23 protein-coding genes and 1 pseudogene are annotated in these 24,974 nt (G+C 33.1%); 22 read left to right on the top strand and 2 right to left on the bottom strand.

Annotated elements, in window-relative coordinates; translation table 11 throughout:
* Positions 1-71: 71 nt before the first annotated feature.
* From BMZ74_RS06660 to BMZ74_RS06605, 12 genes are all read left to right on the top strand, one after another.
* The gene (locus tag BMZ74_RS06660; protein ID WP_089861286.1) at positions 72-1,622 is read left to right on the top strand and encodes an acyl-CoA carboxylase subunit beta; all 1,551 of its coding nucleotides are present in this window, start codon (positions 72-74) and stop codon (positions 1,620-1,622) included.
* Positions 1,623-1,698: 76 nt separating this feature from the next.
* The gene (locus BMZ74_RS06655) at positions 1,699-2,415 is read left to right on the top strand and encodes an OadG family transporter subunit (protein ID WP_089861284.1); all 717 of its coding nucleotides are present in this window, start codon (positions 1,699-1,701) and stop codon (positions 2,413-2,415) included.
* Positions 2,416-2,483: 68 nt separating this feature from the next.
* A complete protein-coding gene (locus BMZ74_RS06650) occupies positions 2,484-3,614 on the top strand; it encodes a sodium ion-translocating decarboxylase subunit beta (protein WP_218142054.1) in 1,131 nt (376 codons plus the stop codon).
* A gap of 166 nt (positions 3,615-3,780) precedes the next feature.
* A complete protein-coding gene (locus BMZ74_RS06645; RefSeq protein WP_089861282.1) occupies positions 3,781-4,086 on the top strand; it encodes a late competence development ComFB family protein in 306 nt (101 codons plus the stop codon).
* A 45-nt stretch (positions 4,087-4,131) separates the two neighbouring features.
* The gene (locus BMZ74_RS06640; protein WP_089861280.1) at positions 4,132-5,187 is read left to right on the top strand and encodes an AI-2E family transporter; all 1,056 of its coding nucleotides are present in this window, start codon (positions 4,132-4,134) and stop codon (positions 5,185-5,187) included.
* Between the two features lie 140 nt (positions 5,188-5,327).
* The gene (gene sufC, locus BMZ74_RS06635) at positions 5,328-6,095 is read left to right on the top strand and encodes a Fe-S cluster assembly ATPase SufC (protein ID WP_089861279.1); all 768 of its coding nucleotides are present in this window, start codon (positions 5,328-5,330) and stop codon (positions 6,093-6,095) included.
* A gap of 77 nt (positions 6,096-6,172) precedes the next feature.
* Positions 6,173-7,576, top strand: a complete 1,404-nt coding sequence (gene sufB, locus BMZ74_RS06630) for a Fe-S cluster assembly protein SufB (protein WP_089861277.1) — start codon at positions 6,173-6,175, stop codon at positions 7,574-7,576.
* Positions 7,577-7,586: 10 nt separating this feature from the next.
* Complete coding sequence (gene sufD, locus BMZ74_RS06625; RefSeq protein WP_089861274.1) at positions 7,587-8,777, top strand: Fe-S cluster assembly protein SufD; 1,191 nt, start codon at positions 7,587-7,589, stop codon at positions 8,775-8,777.
* Positions 8,749-9,990, top strand: a complete 1,242-nt coding sequence (locus BMZ74_RS06620; protein WP_089861272.1) for a cysteine desulfurase — start codon at positions 8,749-8,751, stop codon at positions 9,988-9,990. The genes sufD and BMZ74_RS06620 overlap by 29 nt, the downstream gene beginning before the upstream one ends.
* The gene (sufU, locus tag BMZ74_RS06615; protein ID WP_089861270.1) at positions 9,980-10,414 is read left to right on the top strand and encodes a Fe-S cluster assembly sulfur transfer protein SufU; all 435 of its coding nucleotides are present in this window, start codon (positions 9,980-9,982) and stop codon (positions 10,412-10,414) included. Before BMZ74_RS06620 ends, sufU begins: the two co-directional genes overlap by 11 nt.
* A 151-nt stretch (positions 10,415-10,565) precedes the next feature.
* A complete protein-coding gene (locus BMZ74_RS06610) occupies positions 10,566-11,447 on the top strand; it encodes a DMT family transporter (protein ID WP_089861268.1) in 882 nt (293 codons plus the stop codon).
* A 31-nt stretch (positions 11,448-11,478) separates the two neighbouring features.
* A complete protein-coding gene (locus BMZ74_RS06605; protein ID WP_089861266.1) occupies positions 11,479-11,979 on the top strand; it encodes a KdsC family phosphatase in 501 nt (166 codons plus the stop codon).
* Positions 11,980-12,061: 82 nt separating this feature from the next.
* Here BMZ74_RS06605 and thiI read toward each other — a convergent pair whose 3' ends face one another.
* Together thiI and BMZ74_RS06595 are read right to left on the bottom strand one after the other, a co-directional pair.
* Positions 12,062-13,285, bottom strand: coding sequence for a tRNA uracil 4-sulfurtransferase ThiI (thiI, locus tag BMZ74_RS06600; RefSeq protein ID WP_089861264.1), 1,224 nt, complete (start codon positions 13,283-13,285; stop codon positions 12,062-12,064).
* Between the two features lie 68 nt (positions 13,286-13,353).
* On the bottom strand, positions 13,354-14,502 hold the full coding sequence (locus BMZ74_RS06595; protein WP_089861262.1) for a cysteine desulfurase family protein: 1,149 nt from the start codon (positions 14,500-14,502) through the stop codon (positions 13,354-13,356).
* 230 nt (positions 14,503-14,732) lie between these two features.
* On the opposite strand from BMZ74_RS06595, the gene BMZ74_RS06590 reads away from it, so the two are divergent.
* From BMZ74_RS06590 to BMZ74_RS06545, 10 genes and pseudogenes are all read left to right on the top strand, one after another.
* Positions 14,733-15,500 carry a TatD family hydrolase gene (locus BMZ74_RS06590; protein WP_089861260.1) on the top strand — a complete coding sequence of 256 codons (768 nt, stop codon included), beginning with the start codon at positions 14,733-14,735 and terminating at the stop codon, positions 15,498-15,500.
* 115 nt (positions 15,501-15,615) lie between these two features.
* Positions 15,616-16,527, top strand: a complete 912-nt coding sequence (gene rsmA, locus BMZ74_RS06585) for a 16S rRNA (adenine(1518)-N(6)/adenine(1519)-N(6))-dimethyltransferase RsmA (protein WP_089861258.1) — start codon at positions 15,616-15,618, stop codon at positions 16,525-16,527.
* Complete coding sequence (locus BMZ74_RS06580) at positions 16,520-16,759, top strand: (2Fe-2S) ferredoxin domain-containing protein (protein ID WP_089861256.1); 240 nt, start codon at positions 16,520-16,522, stop codon at positions 16,757-16,759. Before rsmA ends, BMZ74_RS06580 begins: the two co-directional genes overlap by 8 nt.
* Positions 16,756-18,261: a 4Fe-4S dicluster domain-containing protein gene (locus BMZ74_RS06575; protein ID WP_089861255.1), complete on the top strand. Its 1,506-nt coding sequence runs from the start codon at positions 16,756-16,758 to the stop codon at positions 18,259-18,261. Before BMZ74_RS06580 ends, BMZ74_RS06575 begins: the two co-directional genes overlap by 4 nt.
* Before the next feature lie 88 nt (positions 18,262-18,349).
* Positions 18,350-18,607: a Veg family protein gene (locus tag BMZ74_RS06570; protein ID WP_089861253.1), complete on the top strand. Its 258-nt coding sequence runs from the start codon at positions 18,350-18,352 to the stop codon at positions 18,605-18,607.
* 184 nt (positions 18,608-18,791) lie between these two features.
* Positions 18,792-20,462 carry a Na/Pi cotransporter family protein gene (locus tag BMZ74_RS06565; RefSeq protein ID WP_425432339.1) on the top strand — a complete coding sequence of 557 codons (1,671 nt, stop codon included), beginning with the start codon at positions 18,792-18,794 and terminating at the stop codon, positions 20,460-20,462.
* 380 nt (positions 20,463-20,842) lie between these two features.
* Positions 20,843-21,435, top strand: a pseudogene (locus BMZ74_RS06560) (GrpB family protein).
* A gap of 56 nt (positions 21,436-21,491) precedes the next feature.
* Positions 21,492-22,181 carry a winged helix-turn-helix domain-containing protein gene (locus BMZ74_RS06555; RefSeq protein ID WP_089861249.1) on the top strand — a complete coding sequence of 230 codons (690 nt, stop codon included), beginning with the start codon at positions 21,492-21,494 and terminating at the stop codon, positions 22,179-22,181.
* Positions 22,165-23,946: a two-component system histidine kinase PnpS gene (gene pnpS, locus BMZ74_RS06550; protein WP_089861247.1), complete on the top strand. Its 1,782-nt coding sequence runs from the start codon at positions 22,165-22,167 to the stop codon at positions 23,944-23,946. The genes BMZ74_RS06555 and pnpS overlap by 17 nt, the downstream gene beginning before the upstream one ends.
* A 146-nt stretch (positions 23,947-24,092) precedes the next feature.
* A complete protein-coding gene (locus tag BMZ74_RS06545) occupies positions 24,093-24,914 on the top strand; it encodes a phosphate ABC transporter substrate-binding protein (protein ID WP_089861245.1) in 822 nt (273 codons plus the stop codon).
* The last annotated feature ends 60 nt before the right edge of the window (positions 24,915-24,974 follow it).

The following is a 24,974-nucleotide window of genomic DNA, read 5'->3' as shown; positions in this document are numbered from 1 at the left end:
TTTATAAAATATCATTCTAATGTTTTGATAAGAAAATATTTGACTGACAGTTTACTTGAGGAGGCGATTTAATGTCAGTAGAAGAAAAAGAAGATTTACTAGCAGGCAAAAAAGAAAATATTCAGGCTGGTGGTGGAAAAAATAGAATTGATAAGCAGCATCAAAAAGGAAAGCATACTGCCCGGGAAAGAATAAATTATTTGTTGGATGAGGGCAGTTTTAATGAGTTAAATATTTTTGTTGAAAATAGAAGTACTTCGCTTGGCATGGATGAAAAAGAAGTCCCAGGAGAAGGGGTTGTAGTAGGTTATGGTACTATCGATGGTCGTTTAGTTTATGTTTATGCTCAAGATTTTACTGTTATGGGGGGCTCAGTTGGGGAAGCACATGCTCAAAAGATAACTCAAGTAATGGATCTAGCCGTTAAGAATGGCGCACCAATTATTGGCTTAAATGATTCAGGTGGAGCCAGGATTAACGAAGGAATTGATTCTCTAAACGGTTATGGAGAAATTTTTTATCGCAATACTAAAGCGTCAGGAGTAGTTCCACAATTAACAGCTATTTTAGGACCCTGTGCAGGAGGGGCTGTTTATTCGCCTGCAATTACTGATTTTATTTTTATGGTTGATCAGACAAGTAAAATGTTTATTACTGGTCCTAGTGTTGTTAAATCAGTTACTGGAGAAGAAGTTTCTGCTGAAGAATTAGGGGGAGCCGCTACTCACAATGAAATCAGTGGTGTAGCTCACTTTTTAGAGCCTGATGAAGCAGCAGCTCTGGATAAAATTAAAAGATTGCTTAGTTATTTACCAGATAACTATCAGGAAAAACCACCTGTAATTGAATCTGCTGATGATCCAGGTAGAAGTACAGTAGAATTAACTTCAATAATTAATGAAAATCCTAAAAAAGCTTATGATGTTAAAACAGTGATTAATATTTTAGTTGATCAGGATAGTTTTTTAGAAGTACAGCCCTATTTTGCTAAAAATGCTGTAATAGGATTGGCCCGACTTAATGGAAGAAGTGTTGGTATAGTAGCTAATCAACCTCAATTTCTAGCTGGTTGTTTAAATATTGATGCTTCAACTAAAATTGCTCGTTTTATCCGCTTTTGTGATAGTTTTAATATACCAATTATTAGTCTAGTTGATGTTCCAGGTTATTTACCTGGTGTAGAACAGGAATTTGGAGGAGTAATTAGACATGGGGCTAAAGTATTATATGCTTACTCAGAAGCTACAGTACCTAAAATAACTTTAATTATGCGAAAAGCTTATGGAGGAGCTTACATAGCAATGGGCAGTCGATCCGTGCGGGCAGATTTAGTTTATGCCTGGCCAATAGCAGAAATTGCAGTTATGGGACCAGAAGGAGCAGCTAATGTAATTTATCGAAAAGAAATTGCTGCAGCAGAAGATTCAAAGTCATTGCGACAGCAAAAAATAGAAGAATATAAAGATAATTTTGCTAATCCATATATTGCAGCCAAACGTGGTATGGTTAATGATATTATTAAAATGGAAGAAACTCGCTATAAATTAATTAACGGTTTAGAAATGATGATTAATAAAAAAGAAACAGCAGAAGCTAAAAAGCATGGTAATATTCCTCTCTAAACAGGAAGCAGGATTACTATCTAGTAAAGAGCTGTTTAATTGAAATTTAAATATCTATTAAGTTGGGAGGAAGTTTATGGGTGTCCTTAGTGAAACTTTTGAAATCACAGTAATTGGACTATCAGTTGTTTTTCTAGTCTTACTTTTATTAACAATAATTTTAAAAATTCAGGGTTGGTTGATGACTAAATTTTTTAGTAGTAGTAGAAAACCGGCTGATTCTATCAATAAAAACATAGTATTAGCAGCAGAGAAGGATGAAACTGTAAGACATTTATTAATTACAGCGGCTGTTAGAGCATATTTAGAAGAAAATACGATTAATTTTCAGGAGGGAAAAAAATTGCAAAAATATAAAATAACTATTGAAGGGAAGTCATATGAAGTAGAAGTTGAAAAATTAGCAGGAGATGAGGCTGAGGTTAAGTCAGTTCAAGCGACATCCTCAATGTCTAAAAATAAATTTTCCACATTAAATAAAAGATCTGAAAGTAAAGAAAGTAGTTCTAGTGTACAAAAAAAAGCAGCTGAAATAAAAAACAAGGCAAAGCAGCCAGTAAAATCTACTTCTACCGCTGGAGGAAAAACTATTACAGCACCAATGCCAGGCCAGATTATTAAAGTTGCTGTAGCAGAAGGTGATAAAGTTGCCCAGGGCCAGCAGTTAGCTGTTCTGGAAGCAATGAAAATGGAAAATGATATTACAGCTCCTGCAGCAGGAACAGTAGCTAGCATAGCGGTAGAAAAAGGTTCTGATGTTAATTCTGGCGATATATTATTTGTAATAAATTAATATTTTTTAATTAATACAGTATTAATTAATACATTAGTTAGCATAGCTAAAAGGAAGGTGTACTATTTGTGATAGACAAGATATTAGTATTTTTACAGGGAAGTGGTTTTGTTCAGTTAAGCTGGGGACATGTAGGAATGATCATTATTTCAGCTTTGCTGATGTATTTAGCAATTTTTAAAGAATATGAGCCTCTATTATTATTACCAATTAGTTTTGGCATTTTTCTTTCTAATATACCTGGAACTGGCCTAATGAATGAACCAACAGCTAATGCAGTTGGAGGGTTACTGCATTATTTATATACTGGAGTTAGATTAGGTGTTTATCCACCTCTGATTTTTCTAGGGATTGGAGCGATGACTGATTTTGGCCCTTTAATAGCTCAGCCGAAAACAATGCTGCTCGGGGCAGCAGCTCAGCTTGGGATTTTCACTACTTTTTTTGGTTCACGCTTATTGGGTTTTAATCCTGCTGAAGCAGGATCAATTGCAATTATTGGGGGAGCAGACGGTCCGACTTCAATTTATTTAACTTCTCTTTTAGCACCTCATTTATTGGGAGCAATTGCAATTGCAGCTTATATTTATATTGCTTTAGTTCCGTTAATTCAACCACCAATAATTAAATTTTTTACTACTAAAGAAGAACGTGGCATAGAAATGGAACAGTTAAGAGAAGTTTCACGAGTTGAAAAATTAATTTTTCCTATACTTGTTTCACTTGTGGTAGGATTAATAGTTCCTCAGGCTCTAACTCTGGTGGGAATGTTAATGTTGGGTAATATTCTCAAAGAAAGTGGAGTTACTAAAAGATTATCTGATACAGCCAGTACAGCAATGATTAATATTATTACAATTTTATTGATGCTTAGTGTGGGGGCCAGCTTAAAAGCAGAATATTTCTTTACCTTACAATTTATTTCAATTATTGTTTTAGGTCTTTCTGCCTTTGCCTTAAGTACATTTTCTGGTTTAATGATGGGTAAATTAATGCATCGGCTTTCTGGTGGGAAAATAAATCCAATTATCGGAGCAGCAGGAGTATCAGCAGTACCGGAAGCTGCTCGCTGTGCTCAAAAACTTGGGAATAAAGCTAATCCAGGTAATTATTTATTAATGCATGCAATGGGTCCTAATGTAGCAGGAGTTATTGGATCTGCTGTAGCAGCAGGAGTTTTACTTTCAATTCTTGGCTAATAATTTTTATTTACTGCTTAAACTAGTAATTATTATATTTAAATTTTTGTTTAAAGCTAAAAATAATTTAACCCTGTTAATTTAAGGCAGGGTTTTTGCTTTTAATAAAGAATTATAGAAATAATGTGTTTTAAATTAATAGCTAGTTAAGGAGGAATTAAATTTTATGCTAAATAAAGAGGAATTAAAAGTATTTCAGCAGGAATTAACAAATACAACTGAAGAAATAGTTCTAGATCAGCTTAATCAAATTCTGGATAGAGAAGAGTTTAAAGATATTTGTAAATGCAAATCATGTTTGCTTGATATGGCAACTTATGCCTTAAATAGATTGCCAGCCCGTTATGTAGCCACATCTAGGGGCGAAGTCTTTTCTAAAACTGATGAGTTGGAACAACAGCATTCAGTTGATTTATTGTCAGTAGTACTTAAATCTGTAAAAATTGTTGCAGCAGATTGTAAACATAAGTAATTTTAAAATAATTTATTTAAGGACTCAATGCTGGGAGATGGTATAATGCTCAAAGAAAAATTTTTTAAACTAGGTCATGCGCTAATTATTATTCTATTAATCATTTTTTTATTGGGCCAGATTCCTTATTTTACAGGTCCATTAACTTCAGTAATGAGTTTTATCCTTTTGCCATTGTTATTTGGAACTTTTCTTTATTATTTAATTAGACCGCTTGTTCGTTATCTGCAGAAATGGATAAATAATAAATCTATTTCTATTGTAATTGCTTTTCTAATTGTAGTAATTATTTTAAGTTTTGTTTTTTATTTTGGCGGTAGTATTATTTATCATCAAGGTAAAGAGCTAACCGGTAATTATAGTTATTTTTATGATTTTTTAGTTAAAATTGCTGATCAATTAAAAGAATATATTACAATTGAAAATGGTTTTTTAGCTAACTTAAATATTCGAGAAAGAATTTTTAGTTATCTAGATGAATTAGCTCAAAAATTATCTTCTTACAATTATATGGGGATTTTTAGTTCAATTACTAATTTTGGTTTGATTATTTTATTGATTCCATTTGTATTATTTTATTTTTTAAAAGATGATCAAAAAATATTTGCTAATCTGCTTACTTTAGTGCCGGAAGATAAAAAGGAAGTTTTTACTGAATTAGCAGTTGAGATAGATCAGCTGCTCTCAACTTTTATTAGTTCTCAGCTTGTAGTAGCATTTTTTCTGGGGCTTGTAATGTTGGCAGGATTTTTAATTATAGGTCTACCTAATGCTGTAGCGCTGGCTTTTATTGCAATGATAACTTCTTTGATTCCAATTATTGGCCCACTTTTTGGCAGTTTACCAGCCGTTTTAGTAGCAATTACAAATAGCTGGATTCTATTTTTAGGTGTTCTAGTAATTATAATAATTGCTCAGTATCTAGAAGGAAATGTAATTCGTCCCCTTGTGCAGGGCAGACAGTTAGAGATTCATCCAGTTATGGTGTTATTTGTAGTTTTATCAGGAGTATATTTATTTGGTTTTATAGGTGCTTTGACAGCTGTGCCACTTTATGTAGTTTTAAGATTATTATTTAAGAAAAAATATTTAGCTAAATAAATTATAGGCCGGTTTAACCGGCTTTTTTTGTTGCTTAAAATACTTTTTTTCTGATAAGCTTGACTAAAGTTGAGTAATGTTGTAGGATATAAATAGCAGAATGCTGAGTAGATAACTTTAATTAAGGAGATGACATAGATATGGATAAACAACTGCTAAAAGTAAATAATTTGCAGTCAGAAGTTGAATCACAACCAATTTTAAAAGGAATTAACCTTGAGGTTAATAAGGGTGAAACTCATGTAATCATGGGACCTAATGGAGCTGGTAAATCTACTCTGGCTAATGTTTTAATGGGACACCCAGATTATAAAATTACTGATGGCGAGATTATTTTTAAAGGTGAAAATATTAATGAATTAGAGGTTGATAAAAGAGCTAAAAAAGGGATTTTCTTATCATTTCAATATCCTCAGGAAATACCAGGAATTACAGTAGAAAATTTTTTAAGAACAGCTAAAACTGCTGTAAGCGGAGAACAGCAAAGTATTTTTGATTTTAAATTCTTATTGGAAGAGAAAATGGATTTACTTGAATTTGATAGTTCTTATGCTGATCGTTATCTTAATAAAGGTTTTTCCGGTGGAGAAAAGAAGAAAAATGAGATTTTGCAGATGGCAGTTTTAGAGCCAAAGCTTGCAATTCTTGATGAAACAGATTCTGGACTAGATGTTGATGCTACCAGAATAGTAGCAGAAGGTATTACTAAGCTGGCTTCTGATGATAATGCAATGATAATAATTACCCACCATAATCAAATTCTAGATTATCTTAAACCGGATTTTGTCCATATTTTAGTAGATGGTAAAATTGTTGAAACTGGTGACATAAAACTGGCAAATAAAATTGAAACAACAGGTTATAGTGAGTATAAAGGTGAATCTTTAAGTGAAAGTAATTCTAAGTAAGTCAGCTGATTTTTTTGAACCATTTATTATTGAGGGAAACTTTAATTAGTGATTTTGTTAACAGGGAGGTTTTTTAGATGAGTGATAAGACTAAAGTCAATGATATTGATCGCAGTCTTTATGATCAAAAAAATGAAGATAAATACCGTTTTAAGTCTCATAAAGGTCTAACTCCTTCTGTAATTAAGGAGATTTCAAAAGAAAAAAATGAACCAGCCTGGATGACTGAATTCAGGTTAAAATCATTAAAAATATATCAAGAAAAATCTGTTCCAGATTGGGGAGCAGATATTTCAGATTTAGATATGGATAATATTATAACTTATGTAAGACCAGACGCAGATTTACAAAATGACTGGAATCAGGTTCCAGAAGATATTAAAAATACTTTTGATGCCCTGGGAATACCAGAAGCAGAAAAAGAATCACTTGCTGGAGTTGGAGCCCAGTATGATTCGGAGGTTGTTTATCATAATTTAAAACAGGAATTAGTTGAACAGGGTGTAATTTACATGGATATGGAAAATGCAGTTAAAGAACATGAAGATATTGTAAAAGAACATTTTATGAAATTAATTACACCTAATGATCATAAATTTTCTGCCCTACACGGTGCAGTCTGGTCAGGTGGATCATTTGTTTATGTACCGGCTGGTATAGATGTAGATATACCTCTCCAGTCCTATTTCCGACAAAATGCACCTGGTTCAGGACAGTTCGAGCATACTTTAATTATTCTGGAAGATGGTGCTAAAGCTCATTTTATTGAAGGCTGTTCAGCACCCAAATATTCGGTTAATAATCTGCATGCTGGTGCAGTTGAACTATTCATAAATAAAGGCGCTCAATTAAGATATAGTACTATCGAAAATTGGTCTCGTAATATGTATAATTTAAATACAAAGAGAGCTTTAGTGGCAGAAGATGGAGTCATTGAATGGGTATCTGGATCCTTTGGATCTAAAGTTTCAATGCTTTATCCAATGAGTATCTTGAAGGGTACCAGAGCCAGAGCAGAATTTACTGGAATAACTTTTGCCGCTGAAGGGCAGTATCTTGATACAGGTGCTCAGGTTATTCATGCAGCCCCAGATACTACTTCAACTGTTAATTCAAGGTCTATTTCAAAAGATGGTGGCTATGCTTATTATCGTGGATTGCTAAAAGCGACTAAAGAAGCTCATGGAGCAAAAGCATCTGTTTCTTGTGAATCACTTATGCTTGATAATCAGTCAAAGTCAGATACATTGCCGATTATGAAGCTTGAAACTGATGATATAGATATTGGCCATGAAGCTAAAGTAGGTAGAATTAGTGAAGAAGCTATTTTCTATTTAATGAGTCGGGGAATTAGTGAAGAAGAAGCTAAGGCGATGATAGTCCGGGGATTTGTAGAACCAATTGCTAGCGAACTCCCCCTTGAATATGCTGTTGAATTAAATAATCTAATTAATCTCGAACTCGAAGGCACTATAGGGTAGGTGACTAATAATGTATAACCAAGAATTAGTAGATAATTTGACAACAGGACAATCTAAATTGTTAAGTCAGCGTCGTAAGGATAGTTATCAAAATTTTGCTGAATCAAATTTAAGTGATCTAAAAAGAATAAATCTGGTTGATTATAAGTTTCCGGAGTATAAAGCTTATAATAAAGAGTTTTTGAAAAAAGAAGACTGGCAGCAGGATTTAATTGTTAAAAAAATGACTGATAATTTAGCTGACGAAGCTGAAATAATTGCTCATTTAGATAAATTTAAAAATATGAAAACTGCTAAAGGAAATCAGGGTTTAAACTCTAAACATCAAGCTCTGGCAGAAAGTTTTTACAATACAGGATTGTATATTAAAGTACCAGCAGATGTAAATGTAAAGTTACCACTTGAAGTATTTTATCAGCTGGATGAGGATAATCCTTGTCTAATTGATAATAATTTGATTGTAGCAGAGTCAAATTCTAGTTTGACTATTGTGATTGACTACCAGATGGAAGATCAACAGCTGGCTGCCTTTCATAATGGTTTAACAAGGGTAATTGTTGAAGAAAATGCTGTTTTGAATATAGTTAAAGTACAGAGATTTAATGATCAGAGTGATAATTTTGATATCAATTTAAGCCTGGTTGCTGCTCAGGGAGAAATAAATTGGGTTCCAATTGAATTGGGAGCGAAGACTTCAATAACAAATAATATAAATAATTTATTATCAGATGGCAGTCGTGCTAATATTAATTCAGCTTATTTTGCTGATCAAGACCGTAAACTTGATCTTGGTTTTAAAATAAATCATCAAGGTCGGCACAGTATTAGTGAAATTGAAAGTAAAGGTGTCTTAAAAGATACTGCTCATAAAGTTTTCCGGGGTGATCTTTATTTTCAAAAGGGGTCATCACTGGCTAAAGGAGCAGAAAGAGAAGAAGTATTACTGCTTGATAAAACAGTTATTTCTGATTCTATACCAGCTTTATTTTGTGAAGAAGATAATGTTGAAGGCGAACATGCTGTAAGTGCTGGTCAAATTGAAAAAGAACAGCTTTTTTATTTAATGAGTCGTGGTATGTCAAAATCAGAAGCCAGACAGTTAATGGTAGAAGCTGCCTTTAATCCTATTTTGGCCAAGATACCTCTGAATGATCTTAAAGGAAGTGTAATTAATGAAGTCAAAACAAGAATTCGCAGCTAAATATAAAAGAGACTTTCCTATTTTAAAGCAAAAAATAAATGGCCATGATTTAATTTATTTTGACAATGCAGCTACAACTCAAAAACCAGAATCAGTTTTACAGGCAGTCAATGAATATAATCGCAAATTTAATGCTAATCCTCATCGAGGAGCACATACTTTGAGTGTTAGATCTACCCAGGCCTATGAAGCTGCTCGTGAAAAAGTGCAGAGTTTTATTAATGCTGCATCACCAGCAGAAATAATTTTTACTAGAAATACAACTGAATCATTAAATTTATTGGCAAATTCGCTGGAAGCAATAGTTAAGCCTGGTGATGAAATTTTAATTTCAGTACTGGAACATCACAGTAATATTTTACCCTGGCAGCAGTTAGCTGAACGTAAAAACTTAACTTTAAAATATTTATATCCTGATGAGAATTTTAGAATCAGTCAGGAAGAATTCGAAAAAAAATTGAGCAGCAAAACAAAAATTTTAAGCATTTCTCAAATGTCTAATGTAACTGGAGTAGTAAATCCAGTTAAAGAAATGGCTGTTAAAGCCCATCAACAGGGAGCATTAGTAGTTGTTGATGGAGCACAGGGAGCACCTCATTTGAAGACAGATATGCAGGACTTAGATGCAGATTTTTATGCCTTTTCTGGTCATAAGATGCTGGGACCATTGGGGATTGGAGTTTTATATGGTAAGGAAAATCTTTTAAATGAATTACCACCTTTTTTAAAAGGTGGTGGTATGATAGAATATGTAACAGAAGATTATTCTACTTATGCTGAACTGCCTGAAAAGTTTGAAGCAGGTACGCCCAATGTAGAAGGAGCTGTTGGTCTGCAGGCAGCTATAGATTATTTAGAAAATATTGGTATGGATGCTATCTGGGAGCATGAACTTGGTTTAACTGAATATGCATTAGCAAGAATGAGTGAACTTGATTATGTTGAAATAGCTGGCCCGCTTGATTTAGAAAAGCGGGGAGGAATTATTTCTTTTAATTTAACAGGTATTCATTCACATGATCTTGCTACGATTGTCGATAGTCAGGGCGTTGCTATTCGTTCTGGTCATCATTGTGCTCAGCCTTTAATGAAGTACTATAATTTCAATTCAACTGGTCGAGCCAGTTTTTATTTATATAATGAAAGATCAGAAGTAGATAAATTTATTCTGGCTTTGAAAAAAGTAAGGGAGGTTTTTGGATATGGATCTTAATTCAGTTTATACAGAATTAATTATGGAGCATAATAAAAATAGCCGTAATAAAAGACAGCTGCCAGAAGCTGATGTCTGTGAACATGGTCATAATCCAAGCTGCGGTGATGATATTACTATTGAATTGAAATTAGATAATAATCTTATTAAAGATGTAGCTTTTCACGGAAGTGGCTGCGCAATTTCGCAAGCTTCTACTTCAATTATGATTGATTTAATTAAAGGAAAAACTACAGCTGAAGCCCAGGAATTAGTAGAAACTTTTATTGCAATGATAAAAAAAGAAGTTACTGATCCACAAAAATTAAGAAAGCTAAAAGATGCTATGGCTCTAAAAAATATTTCAAATATGCCGGCACGCGTTAAATGTGCTGTTTTGTCATGGCATACTTTGCGAGAAGCTTTAAATAAAGCTAATAAATAGAATAAGATTCTAGTTAATCGTTTGAACTAACTTTTACTAACTTCACCTAAAAAGGTGAAGTTTTTGCTTTACATAGTAGTTTAAAATCTATATAATAACATTGATAATTAATCTCAACAAGATTATAACACAATAAGTAGAGGTGGATAATTTGGAAGCTAGAAAAAAAGGAATAACTTATATTCTCTTATCATCCCTGTTTTTTGCTTTAATGGCTGCTACAGTAAAATTTTTAGGAGATTTACCCAATGTTGAAAAAATATTTTTTCGTAATTTAGTAGGTGTTTTTATTGCTTTAACATTAGTTAAAAAAAGTGGTAGTTCTCTGGCTGGAAATAATAAAAAGCTGTTAGTTTTACGCAGTATTTTTGGCCTGTCAGGAATAGCTGCTTATTTTTATGCCCTTAGTACAATAAAATTATCTGATGCAGTTATTTTAAATAAAATGTCACCATTTTTTGTTGTAGTATTTGCTGCCATTTTTCTGCAGGAAAAAATAAAACGTAAACAGTTAATGGCTTTAATAACTGCTCTTTTAGGAGCAATTTTAGTAATTAGGCCAGGCTTTGAATCTAATTTAGCCCCAGCCTTAATTGGTTTGCTCTCTAGTATTTTTGCTGGAATGGCATATACAACAGTAAGAGAACTTAGAAAAACTGATGCAGCAGCAACAATAGTTTTTTATTTTTGTGCTTTTTCAACTCTGGCTATGTTACCATTTATGATTTTTGGAAAATTTGTTTTACCGGATTTAAGGCAGAGTATTGCCTTGTTAGCCCTGGGCTTATTTGCAGCAATAGCTCAGCTCTTTATGACAAACGCATACCGTTATGCAGAAGCAGGTGAGTTATCCATTTATACCTATGCTAATATAGTTTTTTCTTCTCTATTTGGTATTTTATTTTTTCAAGAAATTCCAGATTCTTTGTCATTAATTGGAGCTATTTTGATTATTACAGCCGGTTATTTAAATTATCGCAGTAAAAATAAAGAAGCTCAAGCTGAGCTAGAACGTGAACAAGCAATAGAGTAAAAAATAAGCAATTAAGCTGGAGGGATACTATATGGAAAAGGTCACTACTATTTTTTTAGATGTAGATGGAACAATGACAGATGGTAATATTTATCTAGACAATCAGAAAAATGAATTAAAAAGTTTTAATGTTAAGGATGGATTATTGATTGCTGCTTTAATTAGAGCTGGTTATCAAGTTTTAATTATGACCGGTCGTGAGTCACAGGTAGTTGCTAGAAGAGCAGCAGAATTAGGAATTACAGCTTGTTATCAGGGGATTAAAGATAAACGATTTCTCTTAGAAAAATTAATGAAAAAAAATAATTTCACTTATCAAAATCTGGCTTATTTAGGTGATGACTTAAATGATTTATCTGTAATGAAACAGGTTGCTTTTGCAGGTTGTCCAGCTGATGCTGTTCCAGAAATAAAGGCTGTTGCTGATTATATTTCTGAATTTAGGGGAGGAAGAGGAGCAGTTAGAGATATTTTAAGCTATTTACTTAAAGAGCAGGGTGAGTATGAACAAATAATTAATCAATATAGTTAATATTTCTTCTAGCCAAAAAATTTAAAATAAATGAAATAAAAAACCAGCCTAAAAATTGGGCTGGTTTTTTTATTATTTAACTTTAGCAGGCGCCTTCATTAATAGTGATAATTTCCATTTTAGCAATTGCTTCTTTTACTAATTCTTCTATAGCTAGTTCTTCTTCTGCATATTCCACAGTAGCAAGTTTTGGTTGAGTAACTGGATTCTGAGGTACAAAGATCGTACAGCAGTCTTCATGTGGTCGAATAGAAATTTGATAACTGGCAATCTTTTTAGCTAATTTAATAATTTCATTTTTATCCATAGTAATTAAAGGTCGCAAAACTGGAAACTTTGCTACTTGATCAGAAGAACGTAAGCCTTCAAGAGTTTGACTGGCTACCTGACCTAAATTTTCACCTGTAACCAGAGCTAGAGACTCGTTTTGAGCAGCCAGCTGATTAGCAATTCTGATCATCATTCTTCTCATAATTGTGACAGTATAACGACGTGGACATTTTTTTAAAATAGCCTGCTGAATTGCTGTAAAGTATGGTATTTGTAACTTTATTTCTCCACCATAGCGACTTAATATTTTTGTGAGATCAATAACTTTTTGTTTGGCTCTTTCCGAGGTATAAGGGGGAGAATTAAAATAGACAGCTTCAAGTGATAAGCCGCGTTTTAACCCCAGCCAACCTGCAACTGGACTATCTATTCCGCCTGATAAAAGCAGTAGTGCTTTACCAGATGATTTAACAGGTAATCCTCCTGGACCAGCTTCACGCCGGACAAAGATATAAATTTTCCCTCTTCTAATTTCAACTTCCAGCAGATGCTCTGGCTGATGAACATCGACTTTTAGCTCTGTTTCTGGACCTTCAACTTGACGCAGTATTTCTGCCCCTAGCTCTCTACTTAAAGCTGGGCTTTTAATAGGAAAAGACTTATCTGCTCTAGTTGTTTCTACTTTAAAAGTAGTTGGATAATTTTGAACCTCAGCCCGAAAAAGTCTAACTACTTGCTTTTTTAAGCGATTAAAATCAGACTGATCAAACTCACTAACTTTTTTAGAACTATAATTAAATTTTTGGGCCGGACTTAAAGAAATTATGCCAGGTACATTAATCAGACGCTGACAAATAGCATTTATTTTAGCTGCTTCTGCTTTAAGAAAAATACGACCAAAAATAGTTGTTATTTCAAAATCACCTAGATCACTGGTTGCTCTTTTTATATTTGCAACAAGTTGATTGATAAAATCATTAATATTATCACCTTTCAGGCCAATTTCTCCATAACGGATAATAATTAAATCGTACAAAATTTTCACCTCATTATAAATTATTCTTAGTTATACTAAAATTTTATGTTTATAAAATAACTTTTTAATTAAAAAAGTTTTAGAAAATCAATTTGTTCTTTTAAACTACTGATAAAGTAGTCTAAATCTGCTTGTTTAAGATCAGCTGCCAGACTAACTCGCAGTGCACTTTCACTTAATTTAGAGTCAAGCCCACAGGCCTTTAAAATCCGACTACCTTTACTTTTGGAAGAACAGGCTGAACCAGTTGCTAGATAAACTCCCTGAGCTGCTAATGCATGTACCATAGTTTCTCCCCGGATTCCAGGTACAGAAAAATTAATAATATGGGGAGCGCTTTGCTGGGGAGAGTTAATTATTACTGAATCAATTTTTGTTAATTCTTTTATAAGATAGTTTTTTAATTCAGTGAGCTGAATAGCTAACTTGTTTTCAGAATTTAAGTGAGGAAGTTCTTTAAGAGCAGCTCCCAGACCAGCAATTGCTGGTACGTTTTCTGTTCCAGAGCGCCATTTGTTTTCCTGCCCCCCCCCTTTAAAAATAGGCTGTAATTCGATTCCGCTTTTTAAATAAAGAGCCCCAATTCCTTTAGGAGCATGAAATTTATGGCCGCTAATTGAGTAAAGATCTATCGGTATATTTGCTAGATCAGTATAGATTTTAGCAAAGCCCTGAACTCCATCGGAATGAAAAAGAGTTAAAGGGTTTTTGTTTTTAATAATATTTGCTATTTTAGCTAAATTATTGACTGTACCTAGCTCATTATTAACCTGCATTAGACTAACTAAAACTGTATCATCTCTAATTAAATTATTTAGATGATCTAGATCGAGTTGACCTTTTTTATTTACTTTAACAAAATCTATATCCCAACCAGCTTGAGCTAAGTTAAGAAAAACATTATTAACTGAAGCATGTTCAATTGGAGAAGTAATTAGATGCTTACCTCGCTGTTGATAGGCTTTAGTAATTCCCTGAATAGCAAGATTATTACTTTCAGTCCCACCAGAAGTGAAAATCAATTCTACAGGATTTATATTCAGGTAATCAGCTAATAGACAGCGGCTATTATTAATTATTTTTTCTGCCTGAATACCATAGCTATGTAGAGAAGATGGATTACCATAATACTTTTTTAGAGCATCAGTAACCGCTTTAATTACAGATTCTGTTGGTTTAGTTGTAGCTGAATTATCTAGATAAATTTCTTTTTTCATGTTAACACACTCCTGATTTTAAACACTAAAATTTATTATATCATTATTATAACTATAAATAAACAGCAAAGCTGTAGCTTATAATTAACTATGATTAGATTTATTTTATTTTATGTTAACTAGTGTTATAATTAGTTTAGTTATTCATTTTTAAAAAATGAAGATTGATTTTAAAATAATTATTATAAGTAAAATTTAATTAATAGCTTAAATATTAGGAGGAATTTGATTTGCGTTTAATTGATACTCATGCCCATCTTGATTTTGAAGATTATGATAGTGATCGTTTTGAAGTTTTAAAAAGAGCAGCAGCTGCTGGAGTAGAAAAAATAGTAAATGTTGGAGCAGATTTGGCTGGCAGTCAGCGTTCAGTGAAGCTGGCTCAGCAATATAATGAACTTTATGCTGTAGTAGGAATTCATCCGCATGCAGCTGATACTGTAAATAGTGATGTTCTAGCAAATTTGACGCAGCTGGCTGAGCAGAGTGTAGTAAAAGGAATTGGAGAAATAGGACTTGATTTCTATTATGATAATTCTCCTCGTGAAATTCAACAAGTAGCTTTTAAGAAACAGCTGCAGCTGGCTCAAAAAATTGATTTGCCAGTGATTATTCATTCTCGCGAAGCAGCTGAAGAGACACTTGCTTTACTATCTGAAGTAGGAGATTTTAAAGAAAAGTTAATTTTTCACTGTTATTCTTATGGTCCTGACTATATAGAAGAGTTAATTAAAAGAGATTATTATATTGCATTTGGTGGTATGTTAACTTTTAAAAATGCAGAATCAGTCCGTCAGGCTTTAAAAAAAGTTCCGTTAAATAGACTGCTTTTAGAAACTGATTCTCCTTATCTTACTCCAGTACCTTATCGGGGACAGCGTAATGAACCAGCCTATGTAAAACAGGTTGCTGAACAGGCAGCTCAACTAAAAGAACTTCCTCTGGCTGAGTTAGCAGATTTAACAACTGCCAATGCCAAGAGAATTTATAAATTATAGCTTATATAGATATATTTTGACTATACAGATTCAGCAGGGATAACATTTTGCCTGCTGCCCTTTGTTATGATAAAATAATAACAAACACTTTAAATTAAGGATGATTTAATTAAAAATGGGAAATAAAATAGCTTCACCTTCGTTAACCAAAGAAATTCTTAACCGTTATCAGCTTAATCTAAAAAAAGGTCTGGGACAGAACTTTTTAGTTGACAGTAATATTATTAACATTATTAGTCAGACAGCTCAAATAAAGGGGGATGAGCTTTTAATTGAAATTGGTCCTGGTATTGGCGCATTAACTCAATCCCTGCTTGGAGAGCTTGATCAGTCTGGCCATCTGCTGGCTATTGAGAAGGATAGCACAATGTTTGCAGCTCTGCAGGATATTTTTAATGATGAAACAAAGCTTACCTTATTAAATGAGGATGCTCTAAAAATAGATTGGCCGGAACTTGTTGCAGATTATCAAAAATCTGATACTTCAGTCAAAATAATTGCCAATTTACCTTACTATATTACAACTCCAATTATTATGAGTATTTTAGAAAGTGAGCTTAAAATAGATAAGTTAGTCTTTATGGTGCAAAAAGAAGTTGGAGAGAGAATTTGTGCTGGCCCGGGTACAAAAAAGTTTGGCTCATTAAGTGTTGCTGTACAATATTATCTGGAACCAGAAATTATTCATCATGTACCTGCTGAAGTTTTTATTCCTCAGCCAGATGTAGACTCTGTAATAGTTAGTTTGAGTCCTTATTCTGTCAACAAATATCAGAATCAAGTTCAAGATAAAAATTTATTTTTTAAAATTGTGAAATCTATTTTTCAGCAGCGTCGTAAAACTCTGCGTAATAGTTTAAGTAAATCAGCAGTAATTGCTCTAGAGAGAGAACTTGTGACAGCTGCTCTTAAAGCTGAAAATATAGATTTGAAAAAACGAGGTGAAAAACTTACTATTACTGAAATGATTTCATTAAGTAATAGGATTTTACAATTGCAGGATCGGAAGGAGGAAAAAGATGATTAAAGTTGATATTTGTGTTGGTAGCCATTGCTCTTTAGTAGGTGCACTTAATTTGCTAGATAATGTGGAAGCTCTTCAATTAGAATATCCCGATCAGATTGTGGTTAATAAAGTAGAGTGTCTTGATATGTGTGATGATATTAAGAATGCTCCTCTAGTTAAAGTAGATGATGAGTTAATAACTGCTGCTCAAACGCAATTAGTGATTAGTAAAGTTATGGAGAGGATAAAATGAGCAAATTAAAAGGGATTTATACTGATATTGTTAAGATCAGGCGGATGGTTTTTGCAGAAATTGCTAGACTTGCTCTTAAAGATGCTGAATGTGAAGAATTTGATAAAATACCATATCGAATTATAGATACAGAAGAAGCTACCTATCGCTCCAGTATCTTTAAGGAAAGAGCTATTGTTGCAGCCCGGGTTCGAATGGGTTTAAGTATGGATTATGCAAGTAACCAGGAACATAAATTGCTTTCAGAAGGAATTAGAGAATTTCTGGCGGAAGAAGGCCAACTTAAAGAACCATTAGTTAATGTAATTAGATTTGCCTGTGAAAAATGTCCAACAAATGCTCATTTTGTAACTAATAACTGCCGCAAATGTCTGGCACATCCTTGTAGTATTGTCTGTCCAGTTGACGCAATTACAATTGAAGAAAATGCAGCTGTAATCGATCAGGAAAAATGTATTAATTGTGGTAAATGTAAAGCGGCTTGTCCTTATGAAGCTATCGTAAATTATGAAAGGCCATGTGCTGCTGCCTGTGGTGTAAATGCAATTGAAAGTGATGAACACATGCGAGCAAAAATTAATCATGATAAATGTGTCAGCTGTGGGCAGTGTATAATTGCCTGTCCCTTTGGAGCAATTGCTGATAAGTCAATGATTTATCAGCTTCTAAGATCTATTAAAGCCGGGAATGATGTAAGAGCAATTATAGCTCCTTCGTTTGTTGGACAGTTTGGACCTTTAGTTTCTGCTGAGAAAATAGTTGCTGCCTTAAAGAAATTAGGTCTAAATGAAGTGCGAGAAGTTAGCCTGGGAGCTGATTTTGCTTCTCTACATGAAGCAGAACTTTTCGCTCATGATATTCCAGATAAACAACCTTACCTTGGAACATCATGCTGCCCTTCCTGGACTTATGTTGCAGATAAGCATGTGCCTGAGGTAAAAGAAAATATTTCTGAATCAAGTTCTCCAATGATTTTTGCTGCTGAATCTGTTAAGGCTGATAATCAAGAAAGTGAAGTAGTTTTTATTGGGCCCTGTGTTTCTAAAAAGTTAGAAGCTTTAAGTCCAAAGGTAAAAGATAAAGTTGATTATGTGATTACTTTTGAAGAATTAGCAGCAATTTTTGTAGCTGCTGGAATTGAGTTAACAAAAGTTGAAACTGAAGCTGAAATAGAGGATGCTTCTTACTACGGCAGAGGATATGCTAATGCTGGGGGAGTAGCTGCAGCAATTAGTCAAAATCTTAAAGAACAGTATGAAATTGAACCAGAGATAAGCCGCGCAGATGGTCTGGCTAGTTGTAAAAAAACATTACTGCTGGCAAAAGCGGGTAAGCTTGCTGGCTATTTGATTGAAGGCATGGCCTGTGAAGGAGGCTGCGTCGGTGGCCCGGGAACTTTACTGGCTACTAATAGAGGCGCAAAGTATGTCAGCAAATTTGCTGATCAATCACCATATAAATTTGCTTTTGAAAATAAAAACCTGGCTAAAGACAAGAATTAATTATTGTCTTAATTCCTATTGTTTTGCTAAACTATTTATCTTATGGTATAATTTAAGGTGAATTGGCTCAAAAACGAGGTGAAACTGAATGGAAGAAAATGTTTTAGATAAGATAAAAGAGAATGTTAAATCTTTTGTCGGTCAGAGGGTCAGTGTTAAAGCTAATCGAGGCAGGAGAAAGGCTATTGAAAAAGAAGGTATTTTAGAAAAAACCCATGAAAATGTATTTATAGTTAGGATAAAAGATCACAATCAAATTAGAAGATTATCTTATACCTATGCTGACTTACTAACAGATGATGTTGTTGTTAGGTCAACTGATGATGAGACTAAAATAGGTAGTTAATTTATTAACATAGAAATTAAACTTAATAGCAGCCTGAAAAGGCTGCTTTTTTTCCTGTTATTTAGCAATTAATGTAATTATTAAACTAAGGAAGGGAGTTGGTTTAAATTTGTTAATATAAGTTTATAATATAATAAGAGATAGTTTTAAAATTACGAAAGGGGAGATAAGTTTGGGAATTGATATGGCTATCGGTTTACTGGGAGGTCTGGGCCTTTTCATTTATGGAATGAAACAAATGAGTGAAGGCCTACAAAAAACTGCCGGTAAAAAATTGCGTCATTTCCTGGCTGTTATGACAGCAAAACCTATTATGGGTGTTGCTGTAGGAACAGTTGTTACAGCTATTATTCAAAGTAGTAGTGCTACTACAGTTATGGTTGTTGGTTTTGTTAATGCTGGTTTAATGTCTCTGGCTCAATCTATTGGTGTTATTATGGGTGCTAATATTGGAACAACAGTAACTGCTCAGTTAATTGCTTTTAAACTAGGTGATTATGCTTTTCATGCAATTGCTATTGGTGCTTTTACATATCTTTTTTCAACCAGGAAAAAGGTACAGTATTTTGGTCAGATTCTGCTGGGCTTTGGACTTTTATTTTTAGGTATGGAAACTATGGAAACTGCAATGCATCCACTAAGAAGCTCGCCTGTCTTTTTAAATTGGATGGAAAGTTTTAGTCAATATCCAGTTCTTGGAGTTTTAACTGGAGTTGGAGTTACAGCAATTATTCAGAGCAGTAGTGCTACTTTTGGTATTCTGCTTGGTCTTGTAAGTACAGGTGCTATTCATTATTCAGCTGCCATCCCAATCCTTTTAGGTAGTAACATTGGTACTACTGTTACTGCAGTTTTATCTGCTATCGGAGCAAATTTAACAGCCAAACGAGCTGCAGCTGCCCACTTTTTGTTTAATGTTTTCGGTGCAGCTTTGATGATTCTATTTATTTACTTAATCCCTAATTTTACCAGTGGATTAGAAAATTTATTATTGACTATTAGTGGTTTATTTGGTCAGGTCAATCCTTCTGAAGAAAGATTGATTGCTAATACTCATACTTTTTTTAATATCTTAAATACCTTAATCTGGCTGCCATTTACTTCTTTTATGGTTTATCTAGTTAAAAAGATAATTCCAGGGGAAGATTTAACTATTAAACGGGGAACTACTTTCATTGATGAAAGAATGTTGAGTACTCCTTATGTGGCAATTGATCAGGTTAAAAAAGAAATTCTTGCTATGATTAATATTTCTCAAAAAATGGTTATTACTTCGGTTGAAGGATTTTTAAATAAGGATAAAGATGCTATTAAGAAAATCAGACGACGCGAAGAAATTGTTAATGAAATGGAAGAAGAACTGCTCCATTTTATTCAAAAAATTCCTCAGGGCCAGCTAAATGATATTGATATTAGAACTCTTGATAAATACTTTGCAGTTGTTGATGATATAGAGAGTATTGCAGATGACGCAAATGATATTGCAGATTTAATTGAAAACAGTCTGGAAAATAAGCTCAAATTTTCTCCAGATGCTCAGGCTACTATACAGGAAGTTTTTGCAATTGTATGTGATGTTTTAGATAGTACCAGAGAGCTAATTGAAACTGATGATCTAGAAATTGCTGCTGAAATTCTTGATGCTGAAGAAAAATTAGATAGAATGCAGATTCAATTTAGAGAAGAAAGTATCAGTAGAATAAAAGGGTCAAAAGCAGGTAGCTGTGATCCTAATTCTGGTATTATTTTATTGGAACTGCTGGATGATTTAGAACATACTAGTGATCAAATGGCTGATATTGCACATAGCATTATTGAAATTTATGAACAAAAAACTGAAGAAAAAGTAGTTTAATTTACAAAAAATTAACAAATAGAATACTTTATTTGGTCAGAGACTCCTTTTTAAGGGAGTCTCTTTTTGCTATAATGGAGAAAAGGGATTATTTAAATTGACCATAGTCTTCATTAACGACTCTTATTGAGATTTTATTGTGGTTGTTTCTAACTCCCTACAGTCAGACATCGAAACAACTAATCATAATAAAATTTAATTGAGGCTATTTTGACTAAAGTGTCAATTTAAATAATCACTTTTCTCTGTTAGGTACTTGTAATTTGAGTTGGTAGCTTAATTTAACAAATTATTCTAATGGTAGGTACGTTTAAGTTTTCTAACTTGCTTCGGTCTGAAGCACTGCTGTGAAGTTAGAATAAGTTAGGAGGTTATATACAATGACTAAACCGCTTTCTGAAATGTCGCTGGAGGAATTATGGCAGCTTTTTCCTATAATCTTAAAAAAACATAAAACTGAATATAAAGAGTGGTACTGGGAACAAAAGAAGAATTTGCTGGCTGCTCTACCGGAAAAATATATTGAGCGGATCAATCATATTGGCAGTACAGCAGTTTCTGGTCTGCTGTCAAAACCAACAGTTGATATTTTGCTGGAAATAAGCAGAAAAGCTGGTCTCACAAAAGTAGAAGCTGAGCTAAAAAATGCCGGCTGGACTCTGATGCATAGAAATGAAAAAGATCAAGAAATTAATCTAGTTTTTAATAAGGGCTACACTCCCCATGGCTTTGCAGATAAAGTGTTTCACTTACATCTGCGCTATCTTAAGGACTGGGATGAATTATATTTTAGAGATTATTTAATTGCTCATTCAAAAATTGCAGAAGCTTATGGAGAATTAAAAAAACTTTAGAAGTAGAGTATAAAAATAATCGTGACGGATATACTGAGGCAAAAACTGATTTTATTAAAAGATATACTATTGAAGCCAGAAAAGAATTTAAAGAAAAGTATTTACCTAAAGAAAATTAAAATTTGAAGTTATTTAATTAGACTAGGCCTAAATAAAGAATCCAGGAGGATTTAAAATGGAGAAGATTTTGGTTGTTGAAGATGATAAAAATATTCGTGAATTAATAGCTTTTAATTTAGAAAATGCTGGTTTTACAGTAGATACTGCAGGAGATGGTAAAGTAGCTTTAACTAAACTGAGTTCAGAATTTAACTTAGTAGTTTTAGATTTAATGTTGCCCGAAATAGATGGAATGGAAGTTTGTAAAAAAATGCGTTCAGATGATCAGCTAAGGCAAATTCCAATTATCATGCTAACTGCCAAAGGAGAAGAAGTAGAAAGAATATTGGGCCTTGAAATGGGAGCAGATGATTATATGACTAAGCCTTTTAGCCCCCGGGAATTAATTGCCCGCATCAAAGCAATCTTTAGACGAATTAAAGAACTTCAAGTTGAACAAGAAAAAATTGCCGAAGAAATAATTGAACTAGCTGATTTGAAACTTGATATTTCAAGACATGAAGTTATTTATCAAGATAATAAAATAATTTTAACCCCCAAAGAATTTGATTTGTTGAGATATTTAATTATAAATCAGGGTCGAGTATTAAGTAGAGATTTATTATTAGAGAGAATTTGGGGTTATGAATATGCCGGTGATACAAGAACAGTTGATGTTCATATTCGAAGATTACGAAAAAAAATTAATGAAGATTATATAGCAACAGTAAGGGGGGTGGGATATAAATTTGTTAAAATGGCATAAACTAGGTATCAAAAATAAGGTGTTTATTATTTTTATTATCATTCAGTTAGCAATAATTGCACTTAGCTTTTATTATTTTAGTGAAAATCATCGTCATTTTTATTTAGAACAAGAGGAAATTTCATTGAAAAACTATAGTAATCTGATCTTAAATGATTTAGAAAAATTTGATTTAAAAAATCAAATTAATCTGGATGATAAAGTCACTGATTGGGCAGCAGATACGGAAAGTAGAATAACAATTATTAATGCAGCAGGTATCGTTCTGGCTGATTCTTCTCATCAGGCTTCTGAAATGGATAATCATCGTAATCGTCCAGAAGTTGCAGCTGTTTTAGGAGATTCTGCTTCTAAAATGGCAATCAGGCATAGTAATACAATTGGTGAAAAAATGCTTTATCTTGCCCGACCAATTTTGAGAAATGGCCAGATAGTTGGAGTTGTCAGGATTGCAAGATCCTTAAGTTTTATTCAGAGTGTTTTAATTAAAGATATTAAGAATTATTTATTTTTCTTCGTTATTTTGGGAGCAATTACAATTTTTTTAAGCTGGCAATTAACTAATAGTATAATTAAACCACTAGAAACTATGACTAATACAGCCGAAAAAATTTCGCAAGGTCATTTAAGTCAGCGCATTCCAGCTCGAAAATATAATAGCGATATTGCTAAATTATCAAAAATGTTTAATTATATGGCTGCTGAACTAGAAGATAAAATAAATGAGATTTCTCAGGAAAAAAATAGAATAGAAACCATCCTGGAAAGCATGGTTGATGGAGTAATTGCTGTTGATAAAGAAAGAAGAGTATCTTTAATTAATCCTGCTGCTCAAAAAATATTTAATATTAGCGAAAAGAAGGTCAAAGGTAGAGAATTAATTAGTTCCCTTTTCAGTCATCGTATTGATATGTATTTGCAGCGTGCTCTGGATGAAAAAAAGAGTATTAGTCGAGAAATAAATTATCAGAATCCAGATAACAAAATTATTCAGGCTACTTTTATTCCTCTGTTAAGTAAAAAGAAAAAAATTAATGGTGGTGTAATAGTCTTAACTGATATTACTGAACTGCGCAAATTGGAAACAGTTCGTAATGATTTTGTAGCTAATGTTTCCCATGAATTGCGGACACCATTAACTTCAATTATTGGTTATCTTGATACTTTACTTGAAAGCGAAATTAAAGATAATCAAACTAGAAATAAATTTTTAAAGATTATTAAAGAAGAAGCAGATAGGCTTTCTATTTTAATAAGTGATTTGCTTAATTTAAGTAAAATAGAATCGGAGTCAATTGATCTGAAAGCAGAAAATTTTAGCGATGTGATTTTAAAAGTAATTAATCTTTTAGAAAAAAATGCAGAACAAAAAGAAATCAATTTAGAAGTTAAAATGCCTGACCAGCTACCTTTTGTTTATATGGTTAAAGAACAAATTGAGCAGGTTTTAGTTAATTTAATTGATAATGCAATAAAATACACTCCAGCTCGTGGTAAAGTAGAAATAGTTGTAAATAAAACTGGTGATAAAGTTTATTTTGCAATTACTGATACAGGAATTGGAATTCCAGCTACTGATCAGGATAGAATTTTTGAGAGATTTTATCGAGTTGATAAAGCACGTTCTCGGTCTCTAGGCGGAACAGGAATCGGACTTTCTATTGTCAGGAATATAATTAAACAGCATGGAAGTGAAGTTAAAGTTAAAAGTAATGAAGGTCAGGGAAGTACTTTCAGTTTTTACTTGAAAGTAGCTAGATCTTAAGTATAAAGCCGCCTAAAGGCGGTTTTTTTCTTTGTTAACATTCTTTTAACATTAGAGAAATACTGCTGTAACATTAGAATGTTAGATTATTAATAGAGCAAATTTAACTAAGAAAACTTAAAATCCTTTAAGGGGGAAAATTATTAATGAAGAAAATCAATTTGTTGTTTACTGTTCTGGCTCTCTTAGTATTAGTTGTTGCACCTGTTAGTGTTTTGGCTCAGGAGACTTTAACTATTCAGGGGTCTTCTACTGTATTACCGATTGCGCAAAAAGCAGCTGAAGTTTATATGGAGAAAAATTCTAGTGTAGATATTTCAGTTCGTGGTGGTGGCTCAGGCAATGGAATTGCAGCTTTAATTGATGGTGCAGTAGATATTGCAGATGCTTCTCGTTTTGTTAAACAAACAGAAGTAGAAGCTGCTGTTGGTAATGGAATTTATCCTGTTCCGCATCGTGTAGCAATGGATGGGATAGCTGTTGTAATTAATCCAGCCAATTCAGTTACAGAATTATCATTAGAAGATTTAATGAATATCTACACAGGCAAAGTGACAAACTGGTCAGAATTTGGTGGACCTGATCAAGAAATTGTTGTTATCTCTAGAGATTCAAGTTCAGGTACATTTGAAGTTTTTAATGAATTAGTTTTAGAAGGAAATAGATTAACTCAAGGTGCTTTATTACAGGCTTCCAATGGAGCAGTAGCCGGAGTTATTGCTGATACTGAAGGAGCTATTGGCTATGTTGGTCTTGGTTATTTATCTGATTCCTTAAAAGCAGTAAAAGTATCCGGTGTTTTACCAAGTAATGCTACTGTTGCTAGTGGAGAATATCCAATAGCTAGACCATTATTTATGTTTACCAATGGATGGCCTGAAGGTTTAACATCTCAATTTATTAATTTTATTTTAAGTGCAGAGGGACAAAAAATAGTTAAAGAACAGGGTTTTGTTCCTCTTCATTAAATTAATGCTATTTAAATAAACACTTAAATATATAGTACTAATTATCTGGAAAAAGGGAGA

The sequence above is a fragment of the Halanaerobium salsuginis genome, assembly GCF_900114545.1.
Taxonomy (GTDB): Bacteria; Bacillota; Halanaerobiia; order Halanaerobiales; family Halanaerobiaceae; genus Halanaerobium; species Halanaerobium salsuginis.
The sequence above is the reverse complement of the archived record's forward strand: the minus strand, read 5'-3'. Positions and strand labels throughout refer to the sequence as shown.

Excerpts from the sequence above, each read along its gene's own strand:
- BMZ74_RS06660 (WP_089861286.1), top strand. The coding sequence starts at position 72 with ATGTCAGTAGAAGAAAAAGAAGATTTACTAGCAGGCAAAAAAGAAAAT.
- BMZ74_RS06655 (WP_089861284.1), top strand. The coding sequence starts at position 1,699 with ATGGGTGTCCTTAGTGAAACTTTTGAAATCACAGTAATTGGACTATCA.
- BMZ74_RS06645 (WP_089861282.1), top strand. The coding sequence starts at position 3,781 with ATGCTAAATAAAGAGGAATTAAAAGTATTTCAGCAGGAATTAACAAAT.
- BMZ74_RS06640 (WP_089861280.1), top strand. The coding sequence starts at position 4,132 with ATGCTCAAAGAAAAATTTTTTAAACTAGGTCATGCGCTAATTATTATT.
- sufC (WP_089861279.1), top strand. The coding sequence starts at position 5,328 with ATGGATAAACAACTGCTAAAAGTAAATAATTTGCAGTCAGAAGTTGAA.
- sufB (WP_089861277.1), top strand. The coding sequence starts at position 6,173 with ATGAGTGATAAGACTAAAGTCAATGATATTGATCGCAGTCTTTATGAT.
- sufD (WP_089861274.1), top strand. The coding sequence starts at position 7,587 with ATGTATAACCAAGAATTAGTAGATAATTTGACAACAGGACAATCTAAA.
- BMZ74_RS06620 (WP_089861272.1), top strand. The coding sequence starts at position 8,749 with ATGAAGTCAAAACAAGAATTCGCAGCTAAATATAAAAGAGACTTTCCT.
- sufU (WP_089861270.1), top strand. The coding sequence starts at position 9,980 with ATGGATCTTAATTCAGTTTATACAGAATTAATTATGGAGCATAATAAA.
- BMZ74_RS06605 (WP_089861266.1), top strand. The coding sequence starts at position 11,479 with ATGGAAAAGGTCACTACTATTTTTTTAGATGTAGATGGAACAATGACA.
- BMZ74_RS06595 (WP_089861262.1), bottom strand. The coding sequence starts at position 14,502 with ATGAAAAAAGAAATTTATCTAGATAATTCAGCTACAACTAAACCAACA.
- rsmA (WP_089861258.1), top strand. The coding sequence starts at position 15,616 with ATGGGAAATAAAATAGCTTCACCTTCGTTAACCAAAGAAATTCTTAAC.
- BMZ74_RS06580 (WP_089861256.1), top strand. The coding sequence starts at position 16,520 with ATGATTAAAGTTGATATTTGTGTTGGTAGCCATTGCTCTTTAGTAGGT.
- BMZ74_RS06575 (WP_089861255.1), top strand. The coding sequence starts at position 16,756 with ATGAGCAAATTAAAAGGGATTTATACTGATATTGTTAAGATCAGGCGG.
- BMZ74_RS06570 (WP_089861253.1), top strand. The coding sequence starts at position 18,350 with ATGGAAGAAAATGTTTTAGATAAGATAAAAGAGAATGTTAAATCTTTT.
- BMZ74_RS06565 (WP_425432339.1), top strand. The coding sequence starts at position 18,792 with ATGGCTATCGGTTTACTGGGAGGTCTGGGCCTTTTCATTTATGGAATG.
- BMZ74_RS06555 (WP_089861249.1), top strand. The coding sequence starts at position 21,492 with ATGGAGAAGATTTTGGTTGTTGAAGATGATAAAAATATTCGTGAATTA.
- BMZ74_RS06545 (WP_089861245.1), top strand. The coding sequence starts at position 24,093 with ATGAAGAAAATCAATTTGTTGTTTACTGTTCTGGCTCTCTTAGTATTA.